16 protein-coding genes are annotated in these 15,941 nt (G+C 32.2%); 13 read left to right on the top strand and 3 right to left on the bottom strand.

Annotated features, from left to right (window positions below; all coding sequences use genetic code 11):
* Window positions 1–35: 35 nt before the first annotated feature.
* Both L1276_RS14535 and L1276_RS14530 read left to right on the top strand, forming a co-directional pair.
* Window positions 36–866, top strand: a complete 831-nt coding sequence (locus L1276_RS14535; protein WP_253788972.1) for an NAD(P)H-binding protein — start codon at window positions 36–38, stop codon at window positions 864–866.
* Window positions 853–1,260, top strand: a complete 408-nt coding sequence (locus L1276_RS14530; protein WP_253788971.1) for a DUF5367 family protein — start codon at window positions 853–855, stop codon at window positions 1,258–1,260. The genes L1276_RS14535 and L1276_RS14530 overlap by 14 nt, the downstream gene beginning before the upstream one ends.
* Before the next feature lie 53 nt (window positions 1,261–1,313).
* On the opposite strand, the gene L1276_RS14525 is transcribed toward L1276_RS14530, so the two are convergent.
* Window positions 1,314–2,750, bottom strand: a complete 1,437-nt coding sequence (locus tag L1276_RS14525; RefSeq protein WP_253788970.1) for a glycosyltransferase family 2 protein — start codon at window positions 2,748–2,750, stop codon at window positions 1,314–1,316.
* Between the two features lie 550 nt (window positions 2,751–3,300).
* On the opposite strand from L1276_RS14525, the gene L1276_RS14520 reads away from it, so the two are divergent.
* Window positions 3,301–3,750: a response regulator gene (locus tag L1276_RS14520; RefSeq protein ID WP_253788968.1), complete on the top strand. Its 450-nt coding sequence runs from the start codon at window positions 3,301–3,303 to the stop codon at window positions 3,748–3,750.
* 11 nt (window positions 3,751–3,761) lie between these two features.
* Entirely contained in the window at window positions 3,762–7,784 is a 4,023-nt protein-coding gene (locus L1276_RS14515) for a PAS domain S-box protein (RefSeq protein ID WP_253788966.1), read from the top strand.
* 78 nt (window positions 7,785–7,862) lie between these two features.
* Here L1276_RS14515 and L1276_RS14510 read toward each other — a convergent pair whose 3' ends face one another.
* Together L1276_RS14510 and L1276_RS14505 are read right to left on the bottom strand one after the other, a co-directional pair.
* On the bottom strand, window positions 7,863–8,234 hold the full coding sequence (locus L1276_RS14510; protein WP_253788964.1) for a lipocalin family protein: 372 nt from the start codon (window positions 8,232–8,234) through the stop codon (window positions 7,863–7,865).
* A gap of 146 nt (window positions 8,235–8,380) precedes the next feature.
* Window positions 8,381–9,223, bottom strand: a complete 843-nt coding sequence (locus L1276_RS14505; protein ID WP_253788962.1) for a hypothetical protein — start codon at window positions 9,221–9,223, stop codon at window positions 8,381–8,383.
* Between the two features lie 478 nt (window positions 9,224–9,701).
* Here L1276_RS14505 and L1276_RS14500 point away from each other — a divergent pair, with 478 nt between their 5' ends.
* From L1276_RS14500 to L1276_RS14460, 9 genes are all read left to right on the top strand, one after another.
* The gene (locus L1276_RS14500; RefSeq protein ID WP_253788960.1) at window positions 9,702–9,878 is read left to right on the top strand and encodes a hypothetical protein; all 177 of its coding nucleotides are present in this window, start codon (window positions 9,702–9,704) and stop codon (window positions 9,876–9,878) included.
* Between the two features lie 54 nt (window positions 9,879–9,932).
* A complete protein-coding gene (locus L1276_RS14495) occupies window positions 9,933–11,633 on the top strand; it encodes a tetratricopeptide repeat-containing sensor histidine kinase (protein WP_253788958.1) in 1,701 nt (566 codons plus the stop codon).
* 6 nt (window positions 11,634–11,639) lie between these two features.
* On the top strand, window positions 11,640–12,308 hold the full coding sequence (locus tag L1276_RS14490; protein WP_253788956.1) for a response regulator transcription factor: 669 nt from the start codon (window positions 11,640–11,642) through the stop codon (window positions 12,306–12,308).
* A gap of 156 nt (window positions 12,309–12,464) precedes the next feature.
* Window positions 12,465–12,671, top strand: coding sequence for a hypothetical protein (locus L1276_RS14485; protein ID WP_253788954.1), 207 nt, complete (start codon window positions 12,465–12,467; stop codon window positions 12,669–12,671).
* Complete coding sequence (locus L1276_RS14480; protein ID WP_253788952.1) at window positions 12,656–12,904, top strand: DUF4236 domain-containing protein; 249 nt, start codon at window positions 12,656–12,658, stop codon at window positions 12,902–12,904. The genes L1276_RS14485 and L1276_RS14480 overlap by 16 nt, the downstream gene beginning before the upstream one ends.
* Before the next feature lie 2 nt (window positions 12,905–12,906).
* Window positions 12,907–13,257 (top strand): excalibur calcium-binding domain-containing protein, encoded by a 351-nt coding sequence (locus L1276_RS14475; RefSeq protein WP_253788950.1) that lies wholly within the window; start codon window positions 12,907–12,909, stop codon window positions 13,255–13,257.
* Between the two features lie 10 nt (window positions 13,258–13,267).
* Entirely contained in the window at window positions 13,268–13,663 is a 396-nt protein-coding gene (locus tag L1276_RS14470; RefSeq protein ID WP_253788948.1) for a hypothetical protein, read from the top strand.
* Window positions 13,664–13,667: 4 nt separating this feature from the next.
* Window positions 13,668–14,936, top strand: a complete 1,269-nt coding sequence (locus L1276_RS14465) for an ABC transporter permease (protein ID WP_253788947.1) — start codon at window positions 13,668–13,670, stop codon at window positions 14,934–14,936.
* A 4-nt stretch (window positions 14,937–14,940) separates the two neighbouring features.
* The gene (locus L1276_RS14460) at window positions 14,941–15,840 is read left to right on the top strand and encodes a hypothetical protein (protein ID WP_253788944.1); all 900 of its coding nucleotides are present in this window, start codon (window positions 14,941–14,943) and stop codon (window positions 15,838–15,840) included.
* The last annotated feature ends 101 nt before the right edge of the window (window positions 15,841–15,941 follow it).

Raw genomic sequence — 15,941 nt, 5'->3', positions numbered from 1 at the left:
GCTTTGTATCAATAATCATTTAAAAAACTATTGATATGAAAAAGAAAATTTTAGTTCTGGGCTCTAATGGAAAAACAGGGCGCAGAGTTGTAACGAGATTAGAAAATAACCCTGAAGTTGAAATTCGATTAGGTTCCCGAAACGAAAAAATTCCATTTGACTGGGAAAATCCTGAAACCTGGGAAAATGTCGTAAAAGATATTGACACGGTTTATATCACGTTTCAACCAGATTTAGCTGTTCCTTTTGCGGCAGAAGCGATAGAAAACTTCACTAAAATTGCTGTAAAATCGGGCGTGCAAAAAATAGTTTTACTTTCCGGCAGAGGCGAAAAAGAAGCACAGGTTTGCGAAGACATTGTAAAGAAAAATGCCAAAAACTGGACGATTATCCGTGCGAGCTGGTTCAATCAAAATTTCAGCGAAAGCTTTTTCTTAGATCCAATTCTTTATGGAGTTGTTGCTTTGCCAAGAGCAGAAGCACTTGAGCCTTTTACGGATGCCGATGATATTGCCGATGTAGTAACAGCTGCCCTTTTAGACGAAAGTCATAACGGAAAAACATACGAATTAACGGGACCAAGATTATTAACTTTTAAAGATGCTGTAAATGAAATTGCAAATGCCAGCGGTAAAAACATCACTTTTCAGGGTTTAAGTTTAGAAGAATATACGCAGATGCTGAAAGAATATCAGGTTCCTGATGATCATATCTGGCTGGTAAATTATCTTTTTGAACAGGTTTTAGACGGAAGAAACTCAAACGTTACTTCAGATATCGAAAAAGTTTTGGGAAGAAAGGCGAAAGATTTTAGCGCTTACGCGGAAGAAACAGCCAAAACTGGAATTTGGAATGCTGAAAATTAAGACGATGAAATATATCAGAGCCATTTTTTCGGGTATTATGGTTTGGATTGCAGTTAGTTTGTCTTTTTATATTTTAGAACAAACTCTATTTGTAAAAGATTCATTTTTCTGGCAGTCCTTTATGGTGTCAATCTGGATTGTATTTTTTGCCATTGGTTCGGCAAAGTTTTATTATTTTAAAAACTATCAAATGAGTGGTTTACAGCTTGGCATCATAATGTCCCTTACGGCTTTGTTTCTGGATATAATTATTACCGTTCCTTTTGTGGAAATTCCAAACGGAAGAAGTTACGAAAGTTTTTTCACTAGTCCTGCTTTATGGATTCTGGCTTTCCTGAATGCTTTTTCTGTTTTTATTTGGCAAAAACAAAACCATAAAAAAACTCCTGCTTAGTGGAACAGGAGTTTTTCAGGATTAATATAAAATAGTAGTAGTGGAAATTTTTCTTAACCTCGAGTCAGCCAGCCTCTTTTGTGAGCTGTAATGATTGAATATGGAGCGATCCAAAACAATCCGAAAGTGTAAAAAACACTATATGAATATGCCCAGAAAGCTTCTGAAAATGAATATCTTTTTGCATAAAACAATACTGAAAAGCTTGATACAATTAATATTCCTAACAGCGCAGAGCTGATAAATAATAATGGATGCACTGCCACAAAATAAAGCATGAAAATAAAGAACGGATACGTCATGATGATTCTTAAAGATTGTTCTGTAAACAATAATCTTGCTCCAACTTTAGATTCTTTTCTAAAATCTTTCCAAACGTATTTTGCCATCATAATGTTTTCACGAACATTACTTCTTCCCCATCTAATAAACATTTTGTACAGTCCTTTATAATCTTCAGGAACGTTTGTTAAAACATATGCATTACGTTGAAACAATACATGGTGTCCTTGTTTTAATATCATATTGGTCATTGCGCGGTCTTCACCAATATCTGAAGGTTTTCCCATAAAAGTCTGGTCGATCCATTCTGGAAGACAGGCAAAAACAGCATTTCTTTTGTAAGCTGCTAAAGCTCCCGGAGTACAAAGTACAGATCCTAGTGAACTTTCTGCAGAACGCATGAATTCAAAACTCATTACAAAACTTACGTTTAACATTTTTGGTAAAATTGCTTTTTCATTGTTCAAAACCTGAACATTCCCGGCAACAGCACCACATTTTTCATCTACAATAAATGGACTTACTAAATTTCTTAAAGTATCTTTTTTTACAATTGAATCACTATCAACTGTTACAAAAATTTCACCTTTTCCTAAGTTAAATCCACGGTATAATGCGTGACGTTTTCCTTTATTCTGCGGTTGTTGAAAGATTGAAACTCTGTCTCCTAATTTAATTTTTGCTTGTTGAATCCAGTACCAAGTATCGTCTTTACTACCATCATCAATGGCTAAAAGCTCTAATTTATGTGCAGGGAAATCACTATCGGCTAAACTCATTAAGGTTTCGTAAACTAATTTTCCTTCGTTATAAGCCGGAACAATTACCGTACAAGTTGGAAGTAATTCATCAGATACTGATTCGATTGGTTTGTATTTGAAATAAAGAAATAAATTGTACATAAACATTCCGCCTTTAAAAACGAATAATGCTATAGTAACTGCAAGAAATATAATTCCTCCTGTAGAATTTAATCTCTCTAAATGAAGCTGATCAAAATCAGGCTGAAATTGAAAAACTAAAAATGCTCCTGCAAGCAGTAATAAAAATGTTCCTGCAAGAACCATAAATCCGAAAGCACTTTTTGGTCTTTCTATATGTTTTTTTGTTGAATTATTGTTGATTTTAAAAATAGATGGGCTTATTTGTACGTCGGCTGTATTACTGCCTGCATAAAATTGTTTCGAGATAATTGTTTCGCTTTCCATGTCCTGTTTGTTTATTAATTCTCTAAAATGGCTTTTATCAAATGATCTCTTTTTTTTAGTTTGCAGATTAAACAACATAAAAAATTAAAGAGTGACACTTTCCAATTTGCAAGCGACGTGCCATTTAGTTTTTAAACTGACTTTAAGCGTTTTACGTTTTTAGCACAAAAATATTGTGTGTAAAAAATTTACACTTTGTAGAATGTTTATACAGTTTTTAGTGTGTAAACTATAGTAAAATAAGGGATTTTTGTTGTGGCGAAGTAATGCCGTAAATTATAAAAACGTAAAATTGAACCGAAAATTGTATGCTCTTTCTTTAGAGTTGATGCGATTCTCATCTTTGGTGAAAAAATAAAAACTTTACTTACAAAAATTTCGTAAATAAAACTATTCGACTTAATGTTTATAAATTATCAATTAAATAAGTTAATTTTAAGGTTATTTATTTAATTATACTGCCGAAATTAATTTTATCTTAGCAGAAAACAATCCTTTTTTGCTTTAATTTTTTGAATAATAAGCAGAATATCAAAATATTTTATACTGAATGAACAAACAGATTTACAACATTTTATTAGCTGACGACGACGACGACGACTGCTCTTTCTTTGAAGAAGCTTTAGAAGAATTATCAGTGGCTACAACTCTTGTAACTGTAAATGACGGGGTTCAATTAATGGATTTTCTGGCAGCTAAATCTGGAAACGATTTGCCTGATTTACTTTTTCTGGATCTGAATATGCCAAGAAAAAACGGCTCTGAATGTCTTGCAGAAATCAGACAAATTGAAAATCTAAAAGATTTTCCGATAGTTATTTTTTCTACTTCTCTCGACAGTGAAATTGTAGATGTTATGTACGACAAGGGTGCAACATTTTATATTCGCAAACCAGGTGATTTTTCAAAATTAAAATCAGTAATAGAAAATGCACTTATTACAGCATCCGAAAATAATTTCCAGCAACCCGCGCGGGCACATTTTATAATTCAACCTTAAATTATTTTTTAATGAGCCATGCCAATAAGGAACATTATTTTCTAGCCGACGGCGGAGAAATGGGCGAATTAATACGTTCCAAAGACTGGAGCAAAACCCCCATAGGTGATCCTGAAAACTGGCCTCAAAGTCTTCGTACTTTAACATCGGTAATACTCAATAATCCTTTTGGAATGTATATTGCCTGGGGAAATGAATTTACGCAATTATACAATGATGCTTTTTGCAAAATAATCGGGTCAGACAAACATCCTGATGCTTTGGGAAATTCTCCCGATAAGATATTTTCGGAAATATGGCATATTACACAGCCCATGTTTAATGAGGTTATGAATGGAAAATCAATTAATTTTCCGGACTTCGTTATTCCGCTAAACCGAAATGGTGTTATTGAAACCTGTTATTTTGATTTTTCTTATTCTCCCATAAAAATAGAAAATGGCAAAGTTGGCGGTATTTTAATAACGGTAATTGAAACTACTGCAAAGAAAAAAGCAGCCGATATTTTAAAAGAAAATAATGAGCGGTTTAAAAACAATATCATACAGGCACCGGTTGCAATGTGTGTTTTCCGAGGAAAAAACCATGTCGTAGAAATTGCCAACGAAAAAATGATACAGCTCTGGGGAACGACTTCAGAAAAAGTTCTCAACAAATCGATTTTTGATGTTTTACCCGAAATTAAAGATCAGGGTTTAGAAGAACTTATTCAGAACGTTTATTCAACCGGAAAAAAATTTATTGCCAATGAACGTTTGGTACAGCTTTCTCGAAATGGAAAAACAGAACATACGTATGTCAATTTTGTATATGAAGCCTTAACAGACTGCAACGGTACTATTTCAGGAGTTGCAGCAATTGCAATTGAAGTTACAGATCAGGTTGAAGCCCGATCAAAATTACAGGAAAGCGAACAAAAAATCAGACAGATGGTAGAAAACGCTCCTTTTCCTATTGGTGTTTATGTGGGAAAAGAAGAAATGCGTATTGAACTCGCTAATGATTCTATTATTCAAGTTTGGGGAAAAGGAAATGATGTAATTGGAAAATCATATCGGGAAATTCTGCCGGAACTAAATAGTCAATCGGTTTTTGAACAGGTCGAAAGTGTTTTTGACACGGGAAAATCTTTTCATAATAAAAATGCCCGCATTGATTTAACAATCAATAATAAACTCGAAACTTTTTATTTCAATTATAGTTTTACGCCTTTATTTGATACAAATGGAAAGGTATATGCTGTAATGAATACTGCTGCCGATGTTACGGATTTACTTTTGGCATCCAAAAAAATTGAAATCGCCGACAAACGTTTCCGTAATACTGTAAAACAGGCACCACTTGGAATTACAATTCTGCGCGGAACAGATTATATTGTAGAATCGGCAAACGAAGCTTATTTAAAATTAGTAGACAGAGAAGAAAGTCTTTTTATTGGAAAACCTTTATTTGATTCTATTCCAGAAGTAAAAGAAGCGGTAGATTCATTATTACAAAATGTTTTAAAAACCGGTATTCCGTATCACGGAAATGAAGTTCCGGTTCCTTTAAACCGATATGGGAAACACGGAATCTGGTATTTTGATTTTCTGTATTATCCGCTTAGAGAAGAAGATGGTCAAATAACCGGAATTATTGTTACCGTAACCGAAGTAAGTGAAAAAGTGGAAGCCCGCAAAAAAATCGAACAAAACGAGGATCGTTTAAATATAATTGTTGAAGCCAGCGAATTAGGAACTTGGGATTTAAATGTAAAAACGGGTGAACTTCACTATTCTCTCAGATATTTAGAGATTATCGGCAATTATAAGGAACACATTGTTTTGTCGCACGAAGAGTTACTGCAGCATTTACATCCGGATGATATGCAAATTCGCAATGCAGCTTTTAAAAAAGCAATTTTATCTGGAAACCTTAATTATGAGGCGAGAATTATCTGGCCGGACCAATCAATTCACTGGGTAGAAGGAAAAGGAAAAGTTTTTTATGATGAAGATAACAATCCCGACAAGTTAATTGGAACTGTACGTGATATTACAAGCGAAAAAAATCATCAGCAGGAACTGGAACAAAGCGAAAAAAGATTCCGTAATCTGGTGATGCAGTCTCCTGTGCCAAAAGCTATCTTGAAAGGCAGCGATATGGTGGTCGAAATAGCCAATTTAGCATTATTGAATACTATCTGGAAGAAAAAAGAAAACGATGTTCAGGGCAAAAAACTCCTGGAAATTTTCCCTGAACTGTCATCTCAAAAATACAGCAGGATATTAAATGAAGTATATGCTTCGGGGGAAGTACATTCTGAAATAGAGTCTCCTATTTTAATAAATGGCGACGATGGCGAGCATTTGTTTTATATTGATTTTGAATATGCTCCAATGTATGATACAGATAACAGCATTTCTGGAATTAGAGCAACAATTGTTGATGTAACCGAAAAGGTGGAAGCCCGAAACAAAATCGCAGAAAGTGAAAAACGTTTTCGTTCTTTAACCGAAAGTATTCCGCAGCTAATTTGGGAAACCGATGAAAAAGGAATTGGTTTATTTGCTTCAAGAAAATGGGCAGAATATACCGGAATTAAACCTACAGCCGATGCTGAATGGATTTCGATGATTCATCCTGAGGATTTTAAAGAAAATTTTAAAATATGGAATCATAGTTTACATACGGGACAGATTTTTAGATCGGATGTAAGGATCTTAAGAAAAGACGGAAGCTATAGATGGCATACCGTATTGGGCGAACCGGTTTTAGACGCCGATAATAAAATTGTAAAATGGGTTGGCGCTTTTACAGATATTCATACCGAAAAAGCATTTACACATGAACTAGAACAACAGGTTACGGCAAGAACGCGAGAATTAAGCCAAATGTACGAATCGCTTAAAAAGAGTGAGGAACGGTATCATTTAATGGTAGAAGAAGTTCAGGATTATGCCATTTTATACTTAAACCGCGACGGAATAGTTGAAAACTGGAATGTTGGAGCTGAAAAAATTAAAGGTTATAAAGCACAGGAAATTACCGGAAAATATTTTGGGGTTTTTTATACTCCTGAAGATCAAAAAAGCAATCTTCCGAGTACTTTACTTGAGTTTGCAAGAGAAAAAGGAAGAGCTGTTCAGCAAGGCTGGCGCGTGCGCAAAAATGGCAGTTTATTTTGGGCAAGTGTAGTAATTACAGCTATTCATAATAAAGATAATGAGGTTATTGGCTTCTCTAAAGTAACACACGACTTAACGGAGAAAAAGAGAGCTGACGATAAAATCAAATTAAACGCATTAGAACTGGAACAAAAAAATGCGGAACTTGAACACATGAACAAGGAACTTCAGTCGTTTGCTTATATCTCCAGTCACGATTTGCAGGAACCGCTTCGAAAAATTCAAACTTTTGCTTCGCAGATTATTGAGAAAGAATTTGAAAATTTATCTGATTCCGGAAAAGATAAATTTCAGAGAATGCAAAACGCGGCCAAACGTATGCAGACTTTGATTAACGATTTACTGTCATATTCAAGAACTAACATTCAGGAAAGGACATTCGAAAAAACAAATCTTTCAGCTATAATTGAAGAGGTTAAAGAAGATTTACGCGAAGAACTGGAACAAAAAAATGCCGTGATCGAAAGCAATGAAATTGCCGATGTAAGTATTATTCCGTTTCAGTTTAGACAATTGCTTTATAATCTGATTAGTAATTCGCTTAAATTTTCAAAACCTGATGTTCCGGCTTTAATAAAAATTGAAAGTGAAATTGCAAAAGGTTCAAACTTTGAAGAAAAAACTTTAGAAAGTGAAACCCAGTATTGTCATATTAAAATATCTGACAACGGAATTGGTTTTGAACCGCAATACAGTAAAAAAATATTTGATGTTTTCCAGCGTCTGCATGGAAGAGATCATTACAACGGAACCGGAATTGGTTTGGCAATCGTAAAAAAAATAGTCGAAAACCACAACGGGATCATAACCGCAAAGGGAGAACAAAATAAAGGTGCCGCCTTTGATATTTATATTCCTGTAAAATAATCTTCAAAATATAAATTCATAAAAAAAGGGAAATAACTTTAAAAGTTATTTCCCTTTTTCATTCCCTAATCAATCTAATTATCTAGTGTAAACTGTAATTACACCAGTAGTTTTGTTTTTGATTTTCAACTCTTTGTTAGTTAAATTCATGATATCACTAGTTGAACTTATACTACCAACTGTAAGAGTTAAATCATTATGAGATCTTACATAAGTACCTGTAGTTTCTACTAAGGCACAATTTTCACCACTATAATCACCTATAACCGCTGCATTACTTAATCTTAGATCTAAATAATCTCTGCTGCATCCACTTGCATTTTCAGGAGCGTCAATTAATACTTCTTTTCCGTCAATGATTGTTCCTGTCTGGCTAAGGTTATATTTACCTTGAATTGGAACTATTGTTTCCCCGTCATTATCGTCGTTACTACAAGATGTTGCGAACATTCCCACGCTTAAGGCTAATACGAATAATAAATTTCTATTTTTCATGTTGATTTGTTTTTTATTGATTTAATTTAATAATGCTAAATTAAAAGGATATACTTACAAAAAATTTCATGATTTAAAGATTTTATTACATAAATCGCATTTTACTCACATGGCTTACCTTTTAAATATTTATTAAACATATAATGTGTAACTGGTCTCAGAGATACATTTGTTTCTGGATGCCTTCCTTTACCATTATCATTAAAAAAATCAACTTGATTTCCTGTTTTTCCATACCATACAAAAGCTTCTCCATTTTTCTTAAAACAAGTTGTGGTATCACAGGCTTTTAATTTTTTAAAATCTAAAAGACTTTCATCAAGTGGAATTATTTCATTTGGATTCCCGTTATCTTTTGAAGAGCAATCTACAACATCATAATGATCTTCAGACCATTGCATGCAATGATTTTTAAAGAAGGCAAAATAAATTACTGCACCTATCAAACCAAAAATTAATATGGTTGCTCCGGCCGTTTTCTTTAATCTATTTTTAAAATTGTATAAAATTCTTTCCCTCGCATTTACAAATAGGTTGATTTTTATTGGCTTGGGCATTGGTTGAAAAACTTGAGTTGAACTTTCTTCTAATATTTCTTCATTAAAATTTTCATCTTTAATTTCTTCAATTACATCAACAAGAGAGATTTCTTTTACAGAACTACTAATCTCGTTTGTTTGCCTGATTATTTTCAATTCATTATCCTCTATTTCTTTTTTAAACCTATTAAAAGGTCTGGGTTGAAAACCTACAAGTATTGCTGCGAAATATACTGTTTCATCTGCAGGCATAACTGTATCTCCTCTAAAAAAAGCTCCTACTGGTTTAAACTTATGTAAATCATCTTTAAATAGATTCTTTTTTGTTCCATCAAAATTGAATCCAAAAAATAGAAAAAAAGTATCCAAATCATCTTTATTATCAATTGATCTAAATAATTTCAAACATAACTTCCTCAGATTAGCAGGAGATGGAGGATCAAAATGATTTGAATACTCTCCGTTTTTTACAATTTCATAATGAGCTTTTACAGCTTTTCTAAAATCTTCAATAGTAATAATTCGCATAGGCATTCAGGATTTTTTAAGATTTTTTAGGACTTCATATGATTTCTTCAACATCATCAAAAACTAAATCGGAATTCCCGGAATTCCGTATAAAAACAGGCTCAAAACGGTTGTTACTTTGCCTCAACAAAATTAGTTAGCGCTTTGATCTGCAGGTCAAAAACAAATGTACAAAACTAGTTTATTCAACAAGTGTGGAAAACCGTAAGACGGATTTTATCCGGGAAGTATAGATGAAAATCTTACTGTTCTACGCACTTCACTTCCCAACAAAAATTGGTAATGCTTTTAAAAAAATGATCCGGAATAGTTCCGGAAAGCTACACCCATGTTCAACTTTTAAATTATAAAAAAAATGAAAACATTATATCTATTGGGAGCGTGTGTATTATTGTCAACTACATTATTTTCTTGTACTGCTGACGAATTTGAAACAGAAACTAAAAAGAAGGTTGATATTCCTGCCGGCGTGGCACAGGAAACTGGTCCTGGCGATGATCCAATCGTGGTTCCGCCACCTCCAAAAAAATAGTAAATAAAATAGGACATTTCTATTTTATTATTAATTTCGGGGAAAGTATTTTTTATGATACGATCCCCGTTTTTATATCTTCTAATTACACTTCTTCTTTTTTCATGCACAGAAAAAACAGCTATTCCCATTGATAATAAAAACGTAAAGGAAGAAGCATTCAATTTAAGAGAAAAAGGAATAACTCAACTACAACAGAAAAATTTCAATAGTGCTTTTTATTCTTTCAATAAATCTAAAATTATTTACGAAAAAATAAAGGACAGTGCCAATATTGTATACAATCTTATTCAAATGGCTTCTATCCAGCAAATAAATGGAGATTACTATGGCAGTAAAGAAACTCTTACCGAAGCTTTACCTTATATAAAAAGAAAAGATATTTACAGTGCCTCTATAAATAATTTCTTTGGAATTGCCGATAAGGAGCTTGCCATTTATGAAGATGCTGTTTTCTATTACAAAGAAGCTATAAACGATTGTACAGATTCTATTTCAAAACAATCTCCTCTAAATAACATTGCTGTTGTTTATATACTGCAAAAAAAATACGATAAGGCAATTCTAATTTTAGAATCTATTTTAGATAAAAAAAATTTAGACAGCATACTATCTTCAAAAAGTAAATCAAGGATTACTGATAATCTTGGATTTGCTTACTTTAAAATAGGAAAACCAGATAAAGGTCTATTTCTTATGAATGAAAGTCTGAAATTAAGAACCAAAACCGAAGACTTTTACGGAAGCATTGAAAGTTATCTTCATTTAGCAGAATATTATTCAAAAACTGATACAAAAAAATCTAATGATTATGCTAAAAAGGCTTACGATACCGCAACTAAATCCAATAGTATTGATGAACGTCTCAGAGCATTATCTTTTCTTATTTCTAATGGATCTGAAGTAAAATATGGTCAAAAGTATATCTCTTTAAATGACAGCATTATAAAAGTCCGAAACAACTTTAAAAACAAGTTTGCCAAAATTAAATACGATTCTAAAAAAGAAAAAGACGAAAATCAAAAACTTCGTTTAGAAAAAATAGAAAATGAATTATCGCTTCAGAAAGCCAGATATCAAAGGATATTTTTTATAATCGGACTTTTATCACTTTTCTTTTTATTGCTTTACTTAAGGAAGTTTTATCAAAATAGAAACCGAATAGAAAAAATAAAAACGGCCTACGATACCGAAACCCGAATTGCAAAAGATATTCACGACGAACTGGCAAATGATGTTTTTCATGCCATTACCTATACACAGACGCAGCCTTTAACGATCGAAAACAACAAAGAAACCTTACTTCAAAAACTTGATCATATTTACAGTCGTGTGCGTGGTATTTCGAGAGAAAACAATGATATAAATACGGGTCCAAACTACCCGGATAATTTAAAAGAAATGCTTTCTACCTATAATAGTAACCAAACCAATGTTATTATTAATGGTATTGAGAAAATAAATTGGGATTCAGTTGAAGACTTAAAAAAGATAGCTGTTCAGCGTGTGCTGCATGAATTAATGGTTAATATGAAAAAACACAGCGGCGCTTCTATCGTGGTTATAAAGTTTGAAAACACATCAAATAGTTTATCTATAAATTATACCGATAACGGAAAAGGCTGTGAAAAATCAAAAATTATAAAAAATGGTTTACAAAATATGGAAAACCGTATTTTGTCTAATAAAGGAACTATTACTTTTGAAACTGAACCCGATAAAGGTTTTAAAGTAAAAATAACAATGCCTAAATAAAAGCCTATGTTTAAAAAAGTAATAATAGCCGAAGATCTTGATGCCATGAATTTAGGAATTCAGCAAGTTTTAAAAGATTTAAATATTGTAGATTTTCAGCACTCGAAATTTTGTGACGAAGCGTTTTTAAAAATACGTGCCGCAATTCAGCAAAATGAGCCTTTTGATTTATTAATCAGTGATCTTTCATTTAAAGCTGATCATCGTAAACCAGAGATTGCAAATGGAGATGAACTGGTTCAAAAAGTTCGAGATTTACAACCTGATATTAAAATCATCGCGTATTCGGTTGAAGATAAAAGTTACCGCATTAAATCACTTTTTGAAGATGCCGAAATTGATGCCTTTGTATTAAAAGGTTTAAATAGTATTGAAGAGTTAAAAAAAGCAATTACTATTATTTCGACTTCTGATCAAAAATTTATTTCTCCGGAAGTTGCTTCGGCATTACAGGAAAAAAACAATTTTGAGATTGACGATGTCGATATCAAAATCCTGAAATATTTATCTGCCGGAACTTCGCAGGATGAAATTATTGAAATTTTCAAAACCTCAGATATTAAACCAAACAGCAAAAGTGCTGTAGAAAAAAGATTGTCTAAACTCAAAGACTTTTTTAAGGCCAATAATACGGTTCATTTGGTTTCGATTACAAAAGATATGGGGATTATTTAATCCTTATAAACTTATTTTATTAAGCTCCTTCGGGAGCTTTTTTTATTCCCGGAATTTAAAATTTACAGATTATGGTTTTCCGTAATATACTGGTTTTGATTGGTTTTACTTTTGAATTACAAAACAATTTAATATCAATTAAAAACACTTTAAATCATGAAACATTATTATGTAAACAACACTGCACAGTTAAACGGTGATCATGAAGTTCATACTGATGAATGCCCTTATTTTAAAAGTATTGTAAGTAAAAAATATCTTGGTCTTTATTCTAATTGTAAACCTGCAGTAGATGAAGCAAAAAAAACTTACTCAAAATCAAATGGCTGTAAAACTTGTTGTAACGATTGTCATACATCTTAGTCATGGGCTTTCGATTTCAAAAAAGAATAAAACTTGGAGGAGGACTTGGTTTGAATATTAGTAAATCTGGAATTTCTCCAAGTGTTAGAACCAAAATGGGAACATTTAGCAAAAATGGCTATTCAACAAAAACAGGAATCCCGGGCGTACGATATCAAAACAGCGGATGCCTTGTGCTATTTGTCTTTACAGGACTTTTTACATTTTTAATTTATACAATAAAACACTTATAATTATGGGATATCGAAGAGGATATTATAGAAAAGATGGAACGTACGTTCAAGGTCATTTTGCAAACAACAGATCTAAATCTTTTTCAAGCAAAAACAACGGATGTGTAATACTAACTTTAGTCTTTATTGCTTTTAGTTCAATAATTTCTTGCTCAGAATCATCTGATTCTACAAACGACATTACAAATTCAGGTTCAGGTTCAGGTTCAAGTTCAAGTTCAAATTGTCCAACAAAAACCTGCGGTGATTTTGCAACCAGAGCGCAGGCACAAGCTGCATATAATAGTAACAAAAGCTGTTACAAAAATCTGGATGCAGACGGAGACGGAATTGCATGTGAAAATCTTAAATAAACAAAAAAACATGATAACACTTGAACTTAAAAGCCATTTTTTGAGATTATACCAAATGGCATTATCAGATGATCATTTTGACGTATTAGAACTTCAAATGCTATATCATTTTGCAGACGAAAGAGGAATTCCAAAAGAGGAGCTTGATAAACTTTTTCAAAATCCAGTAAACACAGAATTCATAGTCCCTGAAGCTTTAAATACCAAAATTGAATATCTGTATGACCTTGCCAGAATTATTTGGGCAGATGAAAAAATTACAGATGATGAATTGAATATGCTGAAAAAATACTGTAGAAAATTCGATTTTTTAGAAGAAAACATCAATGATTTATCTGATTATCTTATTGATTGTGTTCAGAAAAACATTGGTAAAGAAGAAATTATTAGTCAACTAAACACCTAATTTTATGAAACCACTAGCTCAATTATTTAGTTTAAAAAAATCTGAGGATTCTTCTTTTAAAATTGTAGAAGAAAATGAAGATGACAGGGAACAAATTAGAATTACGTATTATCAAAGCGGTTTCGCCGCATCTGTCAAAGCAACCGGAAAACCAATTGTTTTAAAAGCATGTCTGCAAAATTTATATATGAGTTTTGAAGACCAATGCCGAAAACAAAAAATGGAACAAGACAGACTGAAACAACCTTATCGGGAAGAACAGGAAAAAAACAGAACCGAACTTAAAAAATCTGAAGCTGCAATTGGCATTTATGAGAAAAAAGAACAGGATATTAATGATAATGTCGACCAAATTAAAAATGAAATTATCGAAGTTAAACGCAATCCTGACAAATATGGAATTGAGGAAGGAAAGGGTTTAAAAGCTCAGTTTTATATTGGCTTGATTCTTTTACTGCCAATCACACTTTATGTTTTGGTGTTTTATATTTCTGCTTCTTATTCTGCTTTTTTCAAAGAATTTTCAAATGACAGCTTAACCGCGGCCATTTTTGATGCCGATGCTTTTACAAATGCATTCAAAGCGAGCTGGCTCGAAGGAGTTTTGGTTGTTACAATTCCGTTTGTTTTTATGGGATTAGGCTATGTTATTCATATGGTGCAGAAAGGGAAAGGACTTAAAAATGTTTTTAGACTCATTTCACTTTTTGCTATTACATTTTTATTCGATTCTCTTTTGGCTTACATCATTGAGAAAAAAATATACGAGTTTAATAAAACTACCGAATCTTCGCCATATAATTTAAACATTGCTCTTGGCGAACCAGAATTCTGGATGATCATATTTGCTGGTTTTGTAGTCTATATAATCTGGGGACTTGTATTTGATTTTGTAATGAAGGAATTTGAAAACATTGATAAAATACGAGCGTTTATTAGAGGTAAAAAAGAAAATTTACTTAATCTGGAAAAACTAAAAACAGAATACATAAATAAAATCAATGATTTTAAACAACAGGTTGTTACTATAAACGGAAAAATCTCTGAACTTCAATCCAAAATAGATGGTTTTGTTTTTCCTGTAAAAGAATATCTGCATTATCATCATCAATACAAAGAAGGTTGGTTTCAGGCAATTGGCACCGAATTGGCTTTACCATACAAAGAGAAAGAAGAACTTTTACAAAGCTGTGAACTTTACTCAGAAGAACATTTAAGCAAGCTAAATTTAGTCGATCCAGATTTCCAACATTTAGTATATTCTAAAAACTAACAGCATGAGGAAAATTACACTAAGAATCTCGATGTCTTTATTATTGATTTTATTCTTTTCGTGCAAAGAAGATTCTAAGAATGACGAAAAAGAAACAGTCGTTAAAAGTTCCGTTTCAGAAAACTATAATATCAGCATCTTAATTGATTTATCGGATCGAATAAGTCTCAAAAAAAATCCAAATTCAACTATGGAAATTTATCAGCGGGATTTAGGATATATAAAATCAGTTTCTGAAGCTTTTACGCAGCATTTAAAATCAAAAAGAATGAGGCAGATTGACGACAAAATGCAATTATTCTTTAATCCTGAACCGGAAAACTCTGAAATTAATTCTATTTCTAAAGAATTGAGAATTTCGGTTAATAAAGATAATGCTTCTAAAAAATTATTGAATTCTATAAATAATACTTATTCTTCAAAAACGGCTTCAATTTATGAATCGGCAATTAAAGATGACAAATACATTGGTTCAGATATTTGGAACTTTTTCGACAGCAAAGTACAGGATCAATGTATTGATAAGGGTTTCAGAAATATTCTGGTTATTTTAACTGATGGATATATCTTTTATGAAGGAACACAAATCAAAGAAGGAAATTTATCCAGTTATTTAACTCCACAGTTAATTAAACAGAATGGTTTAAATACTAATGACTGGCAGAAAAAATTCAATAAAGAAAATTTTGGTTTCATTAAAACAAATGCTGATTTGTCAAATCTTGAAGTATTGGTTTTAGGAATAAATCCAAGTAAAAATAATCCATTTGAAGAAAAAATTATAAAAGCATATTGGACTAAATGGCTTTCGGAAATGCATATAAAACATTTTGAAATTAAAAATGCTGATCTGCCTTCTAACATGGATAAAATCATAAAGGATTTTATTTTAGAAAAAGAATAAAAAACTACACTATGCTTGTTAAAGAGGAACTTCAATGTCCTCTTTTTTCTGTTTAAATACTTCCCAAAAACTTTCTTTAAAAATTCCTGCTGCATTACGGA

This window comes from Flavobacterium sp. HSC-32F16 (assembly GCF_024171645.1).
GTDB lineage: Bacteria > Bacteroidota > Bacteroidia > Flavobacteriales > Flavobacteriaceae > Flavobacterium.
This window is presented reverse-complemented; position numbering and strand designations above follow the sequence as displayed.